The organism is Candidatus Binataceae bacterium, from assembly GCA_035308025.1.
Taxonomy (GTDB): Bacteria; Desulfobacterota; Binatia; order Binatales; family Binataceae; genus JAJPHI01.
Genome location: DATGHL010000053.1, coordinates 143,799 through 159,410 on the forward strand (window position 1 = coordinate 143,799; position 15,612 = coordinate 159,410).

14 protein-coding genes, 4 tRNA genes, 1 pseudogene and 1 riboswitch are annotated in these 15,612 nt (G+C 61.7%); of the genes and pseudogenes, 9 read left to right on the plus strand and 10 right to left on the minus strand.

Translation table 11 applies throughout. The features are described from left to right. Positions 1-24: 24 nt before the first annotated feature. Together VKS22_16980 and VKS22_16985 are read right to left on the minus strand one after the other, a co-directional pair. Positions 25-1,437 carry a sigma-54 dependent transcriptional regulator gene (locus VKS22_16980; GenBank protein HLW72306.1) on the minus strand — a complete coding sequence of 471 codons (1,413 nt, stop codon included), beginning with the start codon at positions 1,435-1,437 and terminating at the stop codon, positions 25-27. A gap of 12 nt (positions 1,438-1,449) precedes the next feature. Continuing rightward, on the minus strand, positions 1,450-2,901 hold the full coding sequence (locus VKS22_16985) for a HAMP domain-containing sensor histidine kinase (protein ID HLW72307.1): 1,452 nt from the start codon (positions 2,899-2,901) through the stop codon (positions 1,450-1,452). 294 nt (positions 2,902-3,195) lie between these two features. On the opposite strand from VKS22_16985, the gene VKS22_16990 reads away from it, so the two are divergent. The 3 genes and pseudogenes from VKS22_16990 to VKS22_17000 all read left to right on the plus strand — a co-directional run bounded on the left by VKS22_16990 (position 3,196) and on the right by VKS22_17000 (position 4,593). Next, a complete protein-coding gene (locus tag VKS22_16990; GenBank protein HLW72308.1) occupies positions 3,196-3,381 on the plus strand; it encodes a hypothetical protein in 186 nt (61 codons plus the stop codon). Between the two features lie 152 nt (positions 3,382-3,533). After that, positions 3,534-4,199 carry an alkaline phosphatase family protein gene (locus VKS22_16995; GenBank protein ID HLW72309.1) on the plus strand — a complete coding sequence of 222 codons (666 nt, stop codon included), beginning with the start codon at positions 3,534-3,536 and terminating at the stop codon, positions 4,197-4,199. A gap of 193 nt (positions 4,200-4,392) precedes the next feature. Next, positions 4,393-4,593, plus strand: a pseudogene (locus VKS22_17000) (alkaline phosphatase family protein). A 293-nt stretch (positions 4,594-4,886) separates the two neighbouring features. On the opposite strand, the gene VKS22_17005 reads toward VKS22_17000, so the two are convergent. The 7 genes from VKS22_17005 to VKS22_17035 form a co-directional block, all read right to left on the minus strand. Continuing rightward, positions 4,887-4,962, minus strand: a tRNA-Lys gene (locus VKS22_17005). Between the two features lie 80 nt (positions 4,963-5,042). Further along, positions 5,043-5,118, minus strand: a tRNA-His gene (locus tag VKS22_17010). Positions 5,119-5,212: 94 nt separating this feature from the next. Next, a tRNA-Arg gene (locus VKS22_17015) sits at positions 5,213-5,290 on the minus strand. A gap of 4 nt (positions 5,291-5,294) precedes the next feature. After that, a tRNA-Pro gene (locus VKS22_17020) sits at positions 5,295-5,368 on the minus strand. 88 nt (positions 5,369-5,456) lie between these two features. Next, a complete protein-coding gene (locus VKS22_17025; GenBank protein HLW72310.1) occupies positions 5,457-5,774 on the minus strand; it encodes a hypothetical protein in 318 nt (105 codons plus the stop codon). Between the two features lie 29 nt (positions 5,775-5,803). After that, positions 5,804-7,954, minus strand: a complete 2,151-nt coding sequence (locus VKS22_17030) for a TonB-dependent receptor (GenBank protein ID HLW72311.1) — start codon at positions 7,952-7,954, stop codon at positions 5,804-5,806. 125 nt (positions 7,955-8,079) lie between these two features. Continuing rightward, a riboswitch (cobalamin riboswitch) is annotated at positions 8,080-8,251 on the minus strand. Between the two features lie 42 nt (positions 8,252-8,293). Further along, complete coding sequence (locus VKS22_17035; GenBank protein ID HLW72312.1) at positions 8,294-9,241, minus strand: LLM class flavin-dependent oxidoreductase; 948 nt, start codon at positions 9,239-9,241, stop codon at positions 8,294-8,296. 110 nt (positions 9,242-9,351) lie between these two features. Here VKS22_17035 and hisH point away from each other — a divergent pair, with 110 nt between their 5' ends. The 4 genes from hisH to VKS22_17055 all read left to right on the plus strand — a co-directional run bounded on the left by hisH (position 9,352) and on the right by VKS22_17055 (position 12,248). Further along, positions 9,352-9,996, plus strand: a complete 645-nt coding sequence (hisH, locus tag VKS22_17040; protein HLW72313.1) for an imidazole glycerol phosphate synthase subunit HisH — start codon at positions 9,352-9,354, stop codon at positions 9,994-9,996. A 4-nt stretch (positions 9,997-10,000) separates the two neighbouring features. Further along, the gene (hisF, locus tag VKS22_17045) at positions 10,001-10,801 is read left to right on the plus strand and encodes an imidazole glycerol phosphate synthase subunit HisF (GenBank protein HLW72314.1); all 801 of its coding nucleotides are present in this window, start codon (positions 10,001-10,003) and stop codon (positions 10,799-10,801) included. Then, positions 10,798-11,211, plus strand: a complete 414-nt coding sequence (gene ribH, locus VKS22_17050; protein HLW72315.1) for a 6,7-dimethyl-8-ribityllumazine synthase — start codon at positions 10,798-10,800, stop codon at positions 11,209-11,211. The genes hisF and ribH overlap by 4 nt, the downstream gene beginning before the upstream one ends. Before the next feature lie 206 nt (positions 11,212-11,417). After that, positions 11,418-12,248, plus strand: a complete 831-nt coding sequence (locus tag VKS22_17055) for a MerR family transcriptional regulator (GenBank protein ID HLW72316.1) — start codon at positions 11,418-11,420, stop codon at positions 12,246-12,248. Between the two features lie 529 nt (positions 12,249-12,777). Here the strand turns inward: VKS22_17055 and VKS22_17060 are convergent. Next, a complete protein-coding gene (locus VKS22_17060; protein HLW72317.1) occupies positions 12,778-13,245 on the minus strand; it encodes a C-terminal helicase domain-containing protein in 468 nt (155 codons plus the stop codon). Positions 13,246-13,316: 71 nt separating this feature from the next. Here VKS22_17060 and VKS22_17065 point away from each other — a divergent pair, with 71 nt between their 5' ends. Continuing rightward, a complete protein-coding gene (locus VKS22_17065; GenBank protein ID HLW72318.1) occupies positions 13,317-13,649 on the plus strand; it encodes a hypothetical protein in 333 nt (110 codons plus the stop codon). 739 nt (positions 13,650-14,388) lie between these two features. Then, positions 14,389-14,859, plus strand: a complete 471-nt coding sequence (locus tag VKS22_17070; protein HLW72319.1) for a hypothetical protein — start codon at positions 14,389-14,391, stop codon at positions 14,857-14,859. Positions 14,860-15,612 lie beyond the last annotated feature (753 nt).

Consider the following 15,612-nt stretch of genomic DNA (forward strand, 5'->3'; position numbering starts at 1 on the left):
AGCGGGTTCACCCGCCGCGCGCGCTTACGATTCATCGCCGGGGCCGGAGCTGCGCGCCGCGGCCTCGACTAACGCGGCGCGAGTCGCCGACTCTTCGAGCTTACGATAAAGCGTCTTGCGGTCGATGCCTAGAATCGTCGCGGCTTCGCTTTTGTTGCCACCCACCGCACCTAGTATCGACCGGATGTAGTCGCGTTCCAGCTGATCGAGCGTCGGCCGTCGTGCAAACGCCTCGTCACGCGGAAACTCGTCAGCCCCGTTGCCGGCGATCTTGCTGGGCAGGTCGTGGCGACTGATGCGGCCTTCAACGCACATGATTAAGGCGCGCTGAATCGCGTTCTGGAGTTCGCGGACGTTGCCCGGCCAGGCGTAGCGCAACAGCCGCTGCATCGCGTCGGGCGCGATCGCGGCCGGCGCCCGCGCCGCTTCGGCCGCGGCGCGCGCCATAAAATGTTCGATTAGCAGGGGAATATCCTCGCGCCGTTCGCGCAGCGGCGGCAGGTGCAGGATGATCGCAGAGAGCCGATAGTACAGGTCTGCCCGAAACGTGCCCGCCGCGATCGCCTGATCAAGGTCGGCGTTGGTCGCCGCCACCACCCGCACATCCACCGCGGTCTCGGCGGTGGCCCCGAGCGGCCGCACGCGCTTGGTTTCGATCACAGTCAGCAATTTGGCTTGCAGCGCCCGCGGCATCTCGCCGATCTCGTCGAGAAACAGCGTGCCGCCGGCCGCCGCTTGAATCAGCCCGGTCTTGTTCTGGCGCGCGCCGGTGAACGCGCCCGGCACATGACCAAACAGCTCGCTTTCGAGCAGGCTCTCGGGAATCGCTGCGCAATTGATCGGGACGAACGGGGCTTTCGCCCGCCTGCTGTGGAAGTGCAACGCGCGGGCGAGCAGATCCTTGCCGGTGCCACTCTCGCCAGTCAAAAGAACGTTCGCCGGACTGTCGGCGATGCGCCGCACCATCTCGAGCAACTCCGCCATTCGCGGGTTGGCCGCGATGATGCTTTCGAGGCCATAGCTGCGCGCCAATTCGCTGCGCAGCCGGCGCACCTCCTGACGGAGCTCGAGATCCGCAAGTGCGCGCCGCACCACTATCAGCAACTCGCTGTTGCTAAACGGTTTCGTGATGTAGTCGAATGCACCCAGCCGCATCGATTCCACCGCCGTTTCGATCGAGCCAAAGGCGGTGATCATCACGACCTGCAGGTCCGGATACTGCCGCTTGATTTCGGCTTGCAGCTCGTGGCCGCTGATGCCGGTCATCATGAGGTCGGAAATCACCAGATCCGGGCATGCCCGCGCGATGCGCGCCAGCGCCTCCTCGCCCGAATTGGCCGCGAGCACGGCGTAGCCGGCCGCGCTGAGGACTTCGGCCAGCATGCCGGTCATGGCGCTATCGTCGTCAACGACCATGATCGTCGCCTTGTGATCCATGCGAGCCTTGCCTCACGCGCTCCGCGCGAGCACCCGCGGCGGGGCCGCCGCCGGCAGGGTCACGACGAAGCGCGCGCCGCGGGAATTCGGCTCGAGGGACAGTTCGCCTTCATGGTCGGCGACAATCGACTGGCTGACCGCCAAGCCCATTCCGGTGCCCTTGCCCGGAGCCTTAGTGGTGAAAAATGGATCAAAGATGCGATCCTTGATCGCGGTGGGGACGCCGGGTCCGCTATCCTCGAAGCAGATGCGCACGCCGCCCGCTGAGTCCGCGGCGGAGGCACTCACCCGCAGCGTCCCGCTGCCGCCCGCCATCGCGTCGAGCGCATTCATCTCGAGATTGACGAAGACCTGCTGCAGCTGATCGGGGTCACAGTCGACGACCAGCGCCTCCGCGCCCAGCTCGGCAACCACCGCGATGCCGCGCCGAGCGGCCTCGGTCTCGAGCAATTCAATGGTCCGAACGGCGATCGTCCTCACGTCCGTTGCCGCCCGCAGGATCTCGCGGCGGCGGCCCAGATCAAGCAGCATCCGCACCATCTTGGTAATGCGATCGATCTGGGCGATGATGGTCGACAGTGCCTCCGCCAGTTTGCGTTCATTCGGATAGCCGCTGAGCAGCAATTCCGCGCGTCCGCGAATCACCCCGAGCGGCGTTCCGATCTCATGAGCAAAACCGGAAGCGAGCGTCCCGATGGTCGCGAGTTTGTCGGCATGCCGCAGGCGGCGTTCGAGTTGCAACTTGCGCTCGCTCTCTTCGAGCAGGCGTCGGCGCGCGCTAGCCAATTCATCGTCAACGCGCTGAAACTCTTCAGAAATCAATGTCATCTCATCGCCACCGGGGCGGGGTTGCGAGCCGTCGGCGCCGTCCAGATTCATTACGCGCCTGCGGAGGTCGGCAAGCGGACGCGAGACATAGCGCCGGGCGACCAATGGAATCACCGTGACCACGATCAGCAACACTCCGGCGATCGCGATTAGCGCCGCGACGATGCGACGATCGCGATCCTTGCTCAGCGCGGTCCAGTCTTGTGCGACCATCAGGTATCCCGAAGCGCCGGGCCCCAGCGCGACGATCCGGCAATACCAAGTGCGGCCGCCCGCGCGACGCATAAATTCCGCGGCGCCGGTGGACTTGATCCGGCGCGAAATCCACTCAAGCGACGGCGGTTCTATCGGAAAACCCCGCAACGCAAATCGGATCCTGCCCGATTTGTCGAGCAGCGCGGCAACCAGATCGTCGCTGCCGATCGCCGCCATAATATAGTGGACTTCGTCCCATTCACCCTGCTGCACATCGGGGGTGAGCGAGGCATTCAAAGCGCGCTGCGCAATCTTGGCCTCCGCCCTCAGGTCCTCGGCAAAAATCAGCGTGGTGCTGCGCAAAGTCACGAAGGTGTAGACCAGCCCGACCGGTCCGAGAAATGCCAGCATCATCAACGTGAGTCGGGTTCCAACTTTCATCGGCGGTCTTCGGCGCAAGGTTCTAAGCTTCCTTAAAATAGAACGAACGCGAATTGCGTGCCACCCGGCGCGCCCGCCGCAACGCCCATCTTTCCGCCGATGATATCGTGAAGTGGGGCGTCCCGCCCCACCCGGGCCGGTTCCCATCGGGGCATTCTGCCCGATACCCACCAGAGCTTGCGCTAAAGCGCGATGGTTAGGTGGTCTTGAGCTGGGCACGCCGGTTGCTTAGTAATCGCGGGCGGCCATTCGGGGCTAACGCCCATGCTCTGCCGAGCAGGGAGTTAAGAAAACATGCTGTTATTGCTGTTCTTCGGGATCGGGGCGTTGGTCGGTTCGCTTTCATGGCTGTTCGCCGCGGCTTGGCTTGAGGTAAAACTGATGAACGGGCGGGTAGGCGCGGCTGTGGAGACCGCTCCCGAGACGCCGACTCCCGAACGGTCCGTGGCTCTACAGGTCGCGAACACACCGTTGAAGTGACCTAAACGAGTCGACAACCTTTCGGAAAATGCTTTCATCCCTGCAAACCACCAAGAAATGGAAAAATGACGAAACCAAAATTGCTTATGTTAGGGGCGACACTGTGGATTGCCGCAGTTGGCAACGCGAACGCCCAGACAATACCTACTTCGGTGCTACACATCGTAATCATGGTCAAGGAGAACCACACGCTCGATAACTATTTCGGCACCTATCCCGGCGCTGACGGCGTGACCGTCGGAAATCATCGCGGTAAGCTGCTGGCGCTCGAGCATTTGACCAAGGCTATCCAGGATATTCCTCATTCAGAATCGAGCGCCCGCTACGATTACGATAACGGCTTGATGGACCGCTTCAATCACGAGGGTTACGGACAATACTATCAGGCGGATATCACGGATTATTGGAATCTCGCCACGAGCTACGTTCTGGCCGACGAATTTTTTACCAGCGCGATGGGCCCGTCCTTTCCGAATCACCTCTATGCGACGACGGCCACGAGTTTCGGCGCGATCGACAATCCGACGCAGCAGGGGGTCTGGGGTTGTGATTCCCGCGCGGGAACCAAAGTTGAAACCCTGACCGGACCGGTCAAGCCGTGCTTTACCGGTACTAGCCTGCTCGACGAGCTGGACGCCGCCCACGTGTCGTGGGCGTATTACGGCCCGCCAAAAGGCCAAACCGCCTATCAATGGGTATCCCTGCGGACGCGATCAACTTGGTGCGGCGCGGGCCCGACTGGGCGGTCGACTTTCGTCCTTGGCAACAATTCGCCACCGACGCCGCCGGCGGCAATCTCCCGCAAGTATCGTGGCTGATCGCGCCGGATAAATACTCCGAGCATCCGCCCTCTTCGATCAGCGCCGGCATGGGCTGGACCATGACTCAGATTAGTGCCGTGCAGAATGGTCCGTCGTGGCCCGGCGCGGTGATTTTCCTCACTTGGGACGACTTCGGGGGCTTTTATGATCACGTGCTGCCCCCCAGCTCGATAGCGAAGGCCTCGGCTTCCGCGTGCCGCTGATTATCGTCTCGCCCTTTGCCCGGCCAGGTTACATCTTCCATAAGATGGCCGAGTTTTCGTCCTTCGCCAAATTCATCGAAGAACGCTTTGGCTTAGCCACGATTTCCAGCCGCGACGCTCAGACCGATGATCTGTTCGGCGCTTCAACTTTTAGCCGACAGCCCGACCTCTTTGGCCATCTGACTTGAGCGAAATCGGCGCCGGCGGGATTAGAAAAGACCGCCTTGGTAAACGATGGACGCGCCAGCCGGCAAATCCGTTCGATGCGGTCGGGATCGAGATCAGTAAAGACAGGCGGTTAGTCGCTGCTCTGGCCGCGGCGAACGGAACTGAGCGTTGAGAGCAGAGCAAACCGTTCCAACGGGCGCAAAGCAGCGCTCCATGTTCGTGCCAGCTTGACTAAATCGGTGCAATTCGGCTTGGCGAGTCGGATGATGTCTGCGTTGGCTTCAGAGAAAAGCTTGCATTTTTTGGCCTTTGGTGGTGGGCCGTTGGAGACTCGAACTCCAGACCCGCTGATTAAGAGTCAGCTGCTCTACCAACTGAGCTAACGGCCCACCGTGGGAAACCCTGTCGACCTGGCAAACGTCCTCCTGGCAGGAGATTTTCTGGCAAGATCTTCCTGACAAGAGATTTTTGGGGTGAGTGAAGGGATTTGAACCCTCGACCGCCGAGGCCACAACCCGGTGCTCTGCCAACTGAGCTACACTCACCACCGCGCACAGAACCGCCGTCGCGGTCTGTCGCACGCAACCCTTCCAAAACCCATCATCGCGGCGGCTGCTGCGCCGCTACGACGCGCTCTCGTGGCGCGCCAGAAGGGACTCGAACCCCTGACCCGCGGCTTAGAAGGCCGCTGCTCTTATCCACCTGAGCTACTGGCGCGAAATCGGGGCGAGCCGATTTGAACGGCCGACCCCCTGCTCCCAAGGCAGGTGCGCTACCATGCTGCGCTACGCCCCGAGCGTCGTATGGAATTAACACAGGCCCGCGCGGCTCTCAACCGCGAACCGTCTCGCGCAGCCAGTTTTGACTCGACGCAGCCACGGGGTTAACGGATCCGCGCGTAGGCGACGACATCGCTGCTTGACCCGGCGATCGCCAGCGTCCCGAGGGCGGGCGTACAGCGGACAGCGCTGACGGCGGTCGTATCCGTACAGAGCACGACGTTATCGGCGCCGGAGAAACAGGCGTTCTGAACTGTCGCGGCGCCGCCAGTGAGAGTGGCTTGTCCTGCACAATTAGACCCGGACGACATCGAAAAGCCGCCCATCGGGCTCCACGAGGTAATCGTGCTGGGGGGCGGCGCCGGCACCTGGATGCATCCGGTTGCGCAACAAAAGATCAAAATCATCGCCGCTCGCTTCATGCAGAGGTCCCCTTCCCGGCACCATCAGTTTATCTGAATGCGTCGGGATGGGCTGCATTGACGGCTCCGAAATCGAGCTTCACGCCGGCCAGGAAGTTGAGCGGCGGCGCGGGGAAGCCCAGGGCTTGCGAGTACTGACGATCGAGCAGGTTCTGGATGCGCGCGACCAACTGCTCGTCGCGGATGAAGCGCGAATGCCAGCCGGGTGAATAGGAGAAGGCCAGATCGACGAGATGGTACGCGGCGTGATTCACGATGCTGCCGGTGTTGTTGAAGTCGTTGCGGTCGCCGACGAAGTTGTAGATTACCGCCGCGGCCGTCCGGTCATGGTCAAGAATCAGATCGCGATGCGTGTATTGAGCACTCGCGGCCGCCGAGTATTTGGGGACGCGCACCGGCGTGCGGCTAAACAGCGGCGGCGCGTGCCGCTGATCGAGATAGGTGAAGCTGCCGCTCAGATCGAGTTCCTTGAGCGGGCGCCAGTTGGGCACAAACTCGACCCCCTGGGTATCGACGCGCCCGACGTTACCCTCCGTGAAGCCGAACGGGCAGCTCACCGCGTTAAAAGGACAGAGGACCGTAACGATGTCGCTATGCACCCGCCGCGCGAAGTAGGTCGTGGTGACCGACAGCTTCTCGCCGAAAGTCTTGGTGACGCCGCCGTCGTATTCGCTCGAGAGCTCCGGTCCGAGGCTCGGATTGCCGAAGCCGGGAAAGAACAATTCGTCGAAGGCCGGCGCGCGAAAACCCTCGGCATAGTTGGCGCGCAACGTCAGACCGTATTGGTTAAAGGGGAGCGCGACCGACCAGTCCGGACTGACTTCCTTGCCGAAATCGCTGTTGCCGTCCACGCGGAACCCGCCGGTAAGAATCAGGTGATCCTTGAACAGCCGCGCTTCCTGCTCGACGTAGCCTGCGTACTCTTGCCGCCGGGCGTTGAAGACCGTCAGCGAGCGGAACAAGGGCGGCGGCGCGAAGCTGACAAAATCGTCCTGCGAATGGACCCAGCGGTCGAGGAAGTCGAAACCGACCAGCGTGCGCAGCCCGAACGGCTCCTGATAAACCGCGTCAAGGTTGCCCCCGCGGGTCTCGTCAGGGATGTGCGTGGTGTCTTCAATCGGGCTTCCCGCAAAGGGGACTTCGTTCTCGCGCAATTCGTCGCGGACGTAGAAGGCGCTCAGCCGCGTGCTCAGCCGCTCCGAGAACTGATGGTCGATCTCGCCCTTGAAGAGCATGAACTCGTTGCGCTGATGGGCGTTGGGGTTGAGCGGGATGCCGGAGGCGATCGAATTGCTGACGAGGCTGACATTGGCGCGAATATAGCGCGCGAAACCCCGAATCGTCGTATTTTCGTCGAGATGATAATCGAGGCGCAGCGCACCGGCGAGATTATCCGAGCTGTCGTTGATCGGACGAAAGCCGTTGGTCGAGAAGTAAGAGACCGCGCCGGAGTAGGCGAGCCGGCCTTCGGCTCCGCTGAACGTCCCGACCTGGTTGACGCTCGAGCTATTGCCGCCCTCCGACAAGAGCGAGAATTGCGGCGGTCCCGAGCCTTCGCGGCTGATCAGATTAATCACGCCGCCGATCGCCTGTGAGCCGTACAGCGCGCCACCGGCGCCGCGCAAAACCTCGATCTGATTGAGATCGCCGGTAGTGAGCCGGCTGAGATCGAACGACGAAGTTGCCGAGTCGTTGACCGGAACGCCATCGATCATGATCAGCGTCTGCGAAGGATCGGCGCCGCGAATAAAGACTTCGGCCAGCGTGCCCGGCGAACCGCTTTGTACGACTTGCACGCCCGGGACCTGGGCGAGCGCATCGATCGCGCTACGCGCCTGTTGGGTCTCGATCTCTTGGGCGTCAACGACCGAGACGGTCGTGCCGGCTTGACCCAGTGGTTCGGGAAGCCGCGTGGGCGTGACGACGATCGTCATTGCGGGCAGCTTCGCGGGGGACTGCTTCGCATTGGCGTCGGCCGTAGGAGATAGAGGCGTTGTGCCCGGACTTTTGGTCGCGACGTGAGCTGGCGCCGCCGCTCCCACGGCCACTGGCGTCGAGGGCGAAGCAGCCGAAACGGTTACGGCCGTCGCGGGCTCAGTACTATCGGCGGCGTCCACCCGGACCGTCGTAACGATCGCGAAAACCCAGAACGCACCGAGCCAACAGAGAACTTGACGCATAACCACCCTCGTGGCGCGATCGTCTCGCGCAGAGAGTGGTCGTCATCGAACCGTCAGATTAGACCGGAACGACGGGCATCCCGCCGACCAGCGGCAGGACGCCCCGCGACCCTCCCCCGCGGAAGGCAACCGCAAAGTCGTCCGGCCGGTCTCCTGGCTTGGGGTTCTCACTCGGGCCCGCCTTCCCGCCGCAGCAGTGGCATGATGGGCCGTCGTCCCCCGATACAGTTGCGGGGCAGCGCCGGATTCGCACCGGCTTCCCGTACACCGAACGCGACCGAGATAGTTATGCGCGAAGCGGAACGAAGTCAATCGCTGCGGCGGCGCTGTCGCCAAGTGTTATGGGCGCAGCGCGCGCATCACGCGCTTGACCGCGCTCGCGCGATCTTCGCCGACCGGATTGACGAAAACGATCGCCCAGCCGACGCCGGGCGCGGTCAGCTCGCTGAGCCGCTCGCGGATGCGCGCCTCCGGACCGACCAGCAGCGTCGCGTCGATCATCGGATCGCTGACCGCGGCGATTGCGGCTTTGCCGTCGCGGCCGGCGGTGCGAATACCCGCCATCTCGCGCTCGAAGCCGGCGTGGACGAACATATTGCCGTAGAAGCGCATCGCGCCGTAGCGTGAGAGCAGCGTCCGCGCTGGACGCCGCGCCGCCTCGAGGTCGTCCGAGATGAAGGCGGTCGCAAACAGTGTAGTTTCAATCTCGCGCGGATCGCGGCCGGCCTTGTGCGCGCCCTCGGCGATCTCGCCGAGCGCCTCCTTGACCCGCGTCGGCGGGAAAAAATTGAAAATGACGCCGTCGGCGATCTCGCCCGCCAACCGCACCATCGGCCGCGAGACGCCAGCCAGATAGACCGGCTGCTTGCCCTCCACCTTGGGGTTAGTGCGGCCGCCGTCGAGCGCCCTGCGCAGCGTTGCGACGGTCTCGCGCATCTTCTTCATCGGATCGGCCGGGCCGCCCATCTCGATGCCAATCGCGCCGTTGGCCTCGCGATGGCCGGTGCCCAGCCCGAGGATAAACCGTCCGCCCGTGAATTCGTGCAACGCGGCGACTTCGTTGGCGAGCAGCAGCGGATGACGCAGATAGATATTGGTGATCGCCGTGCCTAACTTGATGCGGCTCGTATTGAGTCCCAGCCCGAGCGAGCAGGCGAGCGAGTCGTTATTGGCTTCGGTGAGAAATACGCCGTCAAAGCCCGCATCCTCCGCGCTCTTCGTCCATTCGACGATCGTTTTCATGGGGCTGTCGGGCATCAGCGCAAAAGCCAGTGCAATTTTGGCCATAGATTCCTTTCCTCTTTAGCGTCTCTGATAACGTTAACGAGGGTTCTTGGCAAACGGCGGCTGTCACGATGCGCGGATTATCGTTATGATCCGGCCTCTGGGCGGATGCGATGATCGCGATCGTTGACTATCGGGCGGGCAATCTCACGAGCGTGGCGCGCGCGCTCGAGCATCTGGGTCATCGATGCGCGATAACCGATCGTGCGGAGCAAATCCGCGCGGCCGAACACGTGATCCTGCCCGGCGTCGGCGCGGCGGGCGCCACGATGGAGAATCTGCGCGCGCTCGGCCTCGACTCGGTTTTGCGCGATGACGTCGCACGCGCCGGCAAGCCCTTTCTCGGTATCTGTATCGGGATCCAGGTGCTGCTCGAGCGCAGCAAAGAAGACGATACCGAATGCCTCGGCGTGATTGCGGGGACGGTCGAGCGCTATCCGGCGTCGGTCGATGGACGGGCATTGAAGGTCCCGCAGATCGGCTGGAACCGCGTCCGGCAGACGCAGCCGCATCCGGTCTTTGCGGGGGTGCCGGATAATACTCACTTCTACTTCGTCAATTCCTATTACCCAATGCCGGCTGAGCCTTCGGTTACGATCGCGACCAGTGATTACGGTGTGACCTTCACCGCCGCGATCGCGCGCGACAACGTCATCGCGACGCAGTTCCATCTGGAGAAGAGCGGCGCCGCCGGGCTCAAGCTGCTCGATAACTTCTGCCGGCTCGATCGCGATCAGTTCTCACGCTCCGAGAAATAGTCAGGTGATTGCGAAACGCATCATCCCCTGCCTCGACGTGCGCGCCGGCAAGGTTACCAAGGGCGTCCAGTTCCTCGAAAATATCGACGTCGGCGATCCGGTCGCGATGGCCCGTTACTACTATGAGCAGGGCGCCGACGAAATTGTCTTCTATGACATCACCGCGTCCAACGAGCGGCGCGGCATCATGCTCGAAGTCGTGCGCGCGGTCGCTCGCGAGATCTTCATTCCGTTCAGCGTTGGCGGCGGCCTGCGCACTGTCGACGATCTGCGCGCAGTCTTGCTGGCGGGCGCGGAGAAGGTCTCGATTGACTCGGGCGCGGTGCGCGATCCAGCGATCATCGCGGAGGGCGCGCGCGCCTTCGGCCGCCAGTGCATCGTGCTCTCGATGCAGGTGCAGCGCCGCGCGGCAAACGGCGTCTTCCCTTCCGGCTGCGAGGTCGTGATCGACGGTGGGCGCACGCCCACCGGCCGCGACGCGCTCGCCTGGGCGCAGGAGGGGGCGCGGCTGGGCGCCGGCGAGCTCTGTATCAATTCAATCGATCGCGACGGCACCAAGCTCGGCTACGACCTCGAACTGACGCGGCTGATCAGCGAGAACGTGCCGATTCCCGTGATCGCCTCGGGCGGCGCCGGCGAGCCGCGTCACCTGCTCGAAGCCTTCACGCGCGGCGCCGCCGACGCCGCGATCGTCGCCTCGATTGTGCACTACGGCGAGCACCCAATCCCGCAGCTCAAACAATATCTCAAGGGCTACGGCGTCGAGATTCGCGACGCCGTGGGATCGCATAGGAGCGCCCATTGAAAATCGCACTGGTGGTTTCGGACTTCAACTTCGACGTCACCTCCCTGATGCTCGAGCGGGCGCGGCGCCACGCGGAGTTTCTCGGCGCGGAGGTCAGCCAGGTCATCCATGTGCCCGGCGTTTTCGACATGCCGCTCGCGGTCAAGAAGCTGCTCAAGCGCAAGGACGTTGACGGCGTCGCGATCCTCGGCGCGGTGATCAAGGGCGACACCAATCATGACGAGCTGATCACGGCGCCGGTGGCGGGCGCCGCGGTCAACCTGGCGCTGCAGTTCGACAAGCCCATCGGCCTGGGGATCACGGGTCCCGGGATGGATCGGATGCAGGCGCTCGATCGCATCGACAATGCCAAGAACGCGGTCGAATCCGTGGTGCGGCTGCATAAGCTGGTCAAGGAGATCGGCGACTAGCCACGCAGGTGGAGCTTGGCTGTCGCTCCGCCAACTAAGAATTTTGACGCAGCTCCAGGGGGCGGGCGAGTCCGCGAGCCGCGGCCTTGGTCAAGACTCGCCTGCTCGATTCGGCGCGCGGCGCGCCTCCGCTAGTGTCCTGTGCAAAAATGCGTCGGTGCGGATTGAGGATTCGTGAGGCGGTTCCTATACTCGATGCCGTGGTGGTGAATACGGGCGAGGGCGGGACGGCGCGCGCGCAAACGTTTTCGACGCGCGCGGCTGCGCGGATTCTCGCCGTCTCTCCCGATCGCATCCGCTATTGGGTCAAACATCAGCTCGTGAGCCCTGCGGCCAAACGCGGCCGCCGTCATCGCTTCGCTTTCAACGACCTCCTCCTGATGCGGATGGCGAAGGAGCTGCTGCCGAGCCGCGCGCATCTGAAATCATTTCGGCTGCGCTTCGACGGCATTGCCCGTTATTTCGGTGCGCGCCGGCCCCTCACCTCGCTCAATCTGCGAAGCGAGAATGGGCAAATCCTGGTGCGCGACGGCAATCTCGTATTCGAGGCGGAGAGCGGGCAGTTGCTGCTCTGGCCCGCGGGCGAACGGCCGACCGGCAAGATCGAGGATGGCTTCGGGCCGGCGCGCCTGCGCGCCCGCTTTGAAGAGGCGCGGCGGCTCGCCGAGTCCGATCCGCTGCGCGCGCTGATGCTCTACAACGATCTTATCGGGCGCGAGCCGCGAAACTTCGAGGTCCATCTGCAGATGGCGGCGCTGCTCGAGCGTGAGGGCGATCTCGTCGGCGCGATGCGCCATCTACACGGCGCCGCGATGCTCGTGCCGGCCAACGCCGAGGTCCATCTGCGCCTGGGTTTGCTCCAGCGCAAACGCGAGGAATTCGAGCTCGCCTTGCAGAGTTTCCAGCGCGCCACTGAATGTGATCCGCTGGTCGCCGAGGCCCATCGCAACCTCGTCGAGCTCTACGAACGGATCGGGCGCAAACGCGACGCCCTGCGCCACCTCAGCACACTCCATCGCCTCAGCCGCGACAACTAATGGACTGTAACAACTGAAACAATAGTAGGATACTCGGGTGCATCGGTAACACGGTTGTTTTGTCGAAAATGGCGGATGCGGAACTCCGTCAGCGCGCCGTGATTGCGGCCGATGGCGCGCAGCGTTTGACATCACTGCGGGCTATGCGCAGTCGGAAAGGAGCCTTCGTATAGAAAGTCCCGCAGGGGCAAGGTTTTCCGTGACTGCGGTTTCGGCAGCAGGAAACAGAGGATTGCCCGGCGACCAAAGCTCGATGCTGTCCGAATGCTGCTCGTAGTAAGCTGCGTCAGTCGTGACGCGGAATTGCCCGGGCTTTCCGGGTGCGAGATAGCTGTGCTCGCGAGCGCCCATTGACTAGATTTCGATTCCGGGCGGCAGCACTCCAGGCCCCCGGATAACGAGGTCGAGGTCATCGAGCGAAAGCGTTGGCAGCGCGCGCTCCGGTTCGATGAAATCTTCGTCAATTGCTGCGACGTTTACATCTCGTATGCAAACGGATCAAACTCTTCGAAGGCGTGGTCGGGCGGCTTCAACCGATATTGGCGCGGCTGCCGAGCCTCATCGGCGAAACCGTGCTGCTTAGGCACGCAAGCGATCCGCAAAGCAGGCGAAACCTCGCCGACAGAATCGACGCCGAAGCGAAGACCGCACGCATAGGATTCCAGGGGAGGTCATAATTCATGAGTGCGCCGCAGAATTGAAAATTGAGTCCTTCCGCGGCCGCGTCCGAGCAGACGAGTACGTCGGCCTTGCCTTCTCGGAATCGCCGCTTGATGTCGTCGTGCGAGACCGTCCGCCATGTCCCATCTGGATCACGGATTTCGCCGCCGCGGCCGGAAAAGCAGATCACGCGCAGGTCGCTGTCGCGCGCCCGCTCCGCGCGAATGAAATCCATCGTGTCCGTGTATTGCGTGAAGACCATCACTTGCGCGTACCCGTCTACGCGCAGATCGGCGAGCACCCTCTTCAGCTCTTCAATCTTGCTATCGGGCGGCAACTTGCGCACGTGCGAATAGGGTCTCGATCTCCGCCCGCTCCTGCACTGCGAGTCCCTCGCGCTCACGCGCGATGCAGGAGCTCCAGCCGATCCTCGCCTCACTCGGACGCGGCGCCGAAGCCTTCGCCCAGCGGGCGCTGTATGGCTCTCCCGCCGACATGATCGCGCAGCTCGAGCCCTATATCGCGCGCGGCCTCGATAAATTCGTGCTCTGGCCGGTGGCCGAGCCCGAGGCCTGGGCCAATCAGGTCGAGCTCATCGGCCGCGAAGTCCGCGACCCACTACACCCGCCACCCCCCGCGCCGCTAGCATTGAGCGATCGAAGCGTTGCCTCGTGGCAGGCCGTTTATACGCGGCCGCGCATAGCGCCTGTCGGGAACGCTGGTGTCGCGCCGAGCCTATGAAAGCTTGATACGTCACTTTTACTTTTGATACGCGCAGCCTTTTGACAAGTCGGCTTCTGAGCACGATTCAAACACTTTGCTTTTTCCGTTTGCAATAAGAAACGGTGTTGTGCGAGTGTTGAACCTTAGTGCTGCTTAATGATTCAGAAAGAAACCATTCGGTCTATATCGTGAGTTGAGAACCCAGAGGCGGAATTAAGGAGGACGATTATGGAAGGAAACGTCTCTGCGCAACGCCACTTGAGCGCTCCTTCTCCAGCGAGTGTACCGCATGGATCCACTGAGGTAGCCAGAGCGCGGTCCGAAGTAGACGGCGCTCGGCGGGCCAGCACTAGAGATGGCAGGCAGGCATCACCCATGCCTATCGGCATCTTAGCCGCAACTGGAATGGGACAACCTCGGCAGATTAAACTGACTACCCAGAGTCAGTTGGCCACCCTGACATTGTTCAGCCAGGACCAAATAGTCCTTCGCTAATACATCGGACCCCTGATCTGGCAAGAGCGCAACCCGCGGCAGGCTGCGCCCCATCGGCTAGCGGCGGAGATAGCAGGCGGGCATCTCCCGCGCCGGTTGGCCTTGTCGTGGCAACTGCAATGGGACAACCCGGGCAGACTACGACTACATCTCATAGTCGTTCAACCACAACTGGACGCTCAGCCGTTCGTCGGAAACTCAGAGAGCAGGAGTCCGACACCGCGCATCCCGAGACCTCGATGCGGAACAGCAGGAGAACGTCATGATTGGCTTCGCAAATCATTACAGGGCACAAGTTTGGATCGCTTTCCAATGGTTTGATCCAAACTGTCAAGGCGGTTCTGAACCCTTCCGCACCGAGGGTTGGTTTAACTTTCAACCCGGCGACAGCTCTTGGCTCAACATTTCGGAACTGGCCGATCTGCGACGTGTTGGATCAACCCACTTCTACTACTACGTCGAGGCAGCAGATGGGGCGGTATGGGCTGGCCCTTACGTGACCAATTGTCCTTCCAGCGCTTTCAACTGGTGCAACTATCAAAATGACCCGTCAACCCGTGCGCCTGGGTTTCGAGAGATAATTATAAGTAATACGCCTGATTATTCGATCAATTTAATACCTGGAGATCTGCAGCCTACAATCCAGGTGAGTACTGAAAAAAATCAAGAAGGTGGCTGGGTGACTGTTACCGGCAATGGTTATGCGTCGGTAGGACGCCTACATTTATGCTGATAATTTGTTTGGTCGGAGCGGTCCATTGAACATCGGTTCGGCCAGCGTCGATATTAATGGGTATTTTCAAACCGTTATCGACGCACGCTGTTGGCGCAATCAATTTGACATCGTCAATCTTCGAGCGGTAGACAATGTCACGCAAGGGTCCGCGACAGGTCAGACGTCGGCCTATATTTGCTAGCCCTACAAATCGCTCGCGGAGTGCCTATAACGAGGCGCGGCTATCTGAATTCGGCCACAAAATGGACATATCCTCACTTAAATACCTAAAAACCGAACGAGACTCTCGCAGCCGCATCTCTAGTCTTCATGAAGCCCATTTTCTTTGCGCGTAGCGGCCGGTCGTATCTCCACACGCAATCGCCAAGCGCGCTTGCGCCTAAGCCTGCTAAAACAGATGAATCGCATGCCGACGCGGACCTACACTTAATACTACTACGGCTGAATTGCTACGAGCCGAGAAGTATTTACATCTACACGATAGCCTGCGTGGAACTTCAATGGCTCCTTGTGATGGAGGACTGCGAATTTCTGTTTTCCCTCTTTAGGAGCAGCAAATTTGAGCGCCACCTCCTCCATGCGTTTCTGCGTAGGCGGCGTACCTGGTTCGATTGTTACAAATTGATGTGTATGGATAATTCTTCCACCCACTCTTAGGATCATAAACGATGACCGTATTAACTAGTGCGGCCGCCATCATCCCGACGCCAACGGATCCGACACCGCTGTGAACTTGCTGCTTTGTCATCT

Bases quoted from the DNA above. Each gene is read 5' to 3' on its own strand.
- VKS22_17030 (HLW72311.1), bottom strand. From the start codon at position 7,954: ATGCGTCAAGTTCTCTGTTGGCTCGGTGCGTTCTGGGTTTTCGCGATC.
- VKS22_17035 (HLW72312.1), bottom strand. From the start codon at position 9,241: ATGGCCAAAATTGCACTGGCTTTTGCGCTGATGCCCGACAGCCCCATG.
- VKS22_17070 (HLW72319.1), top strand. From the start codon at position 14,389: ATGATTGGCTTCGCAAATCATTACAGGGCACAAGTTTGGATCGCTTTC.
- VKS22_16980 (HLW72306.1), bottom strand. From the start codon at position 1,437: ATGGATCACAAGGCGACGATCATGGTCGTTGACGACGATAGCGCCATG.
- VKS22_16990 (HLW72308.1), top strand. From the start codon at position 3,196: ATGCTGTTATTGCTGTTCTTCGGGATCGGGGCGTTGGTCGGTTCGCTT.
- VKS22_17025 (HLW72310.1), bottom strand. From the start codon at position 5,774: ATGAAGCGAGCGGCGATGATTTTGATCTTTTGTTGCGCAACCGGATGC.
- VKS22_17065 (HLW72318.1), top strand. From the start codon at position 13,317: ATGCAGGAGCTCCAGCCGATCCTCGCCTCACTCGGACGCGGCGCCGAA.
- VKS22_16985 (HLW72307.1), bottom strand. From the start codon at position 2,901: ATGAAAGTTGGAACCCGACTCACGTTGATGATGCTGGCATTTCTCGGA.
- hisH (HLW72313.1), top strand. From the start codon at position 9,352: ATGATCGCGATCGTTGACTATCGGGCGGGCAATCTCACGAGCGTGGCG.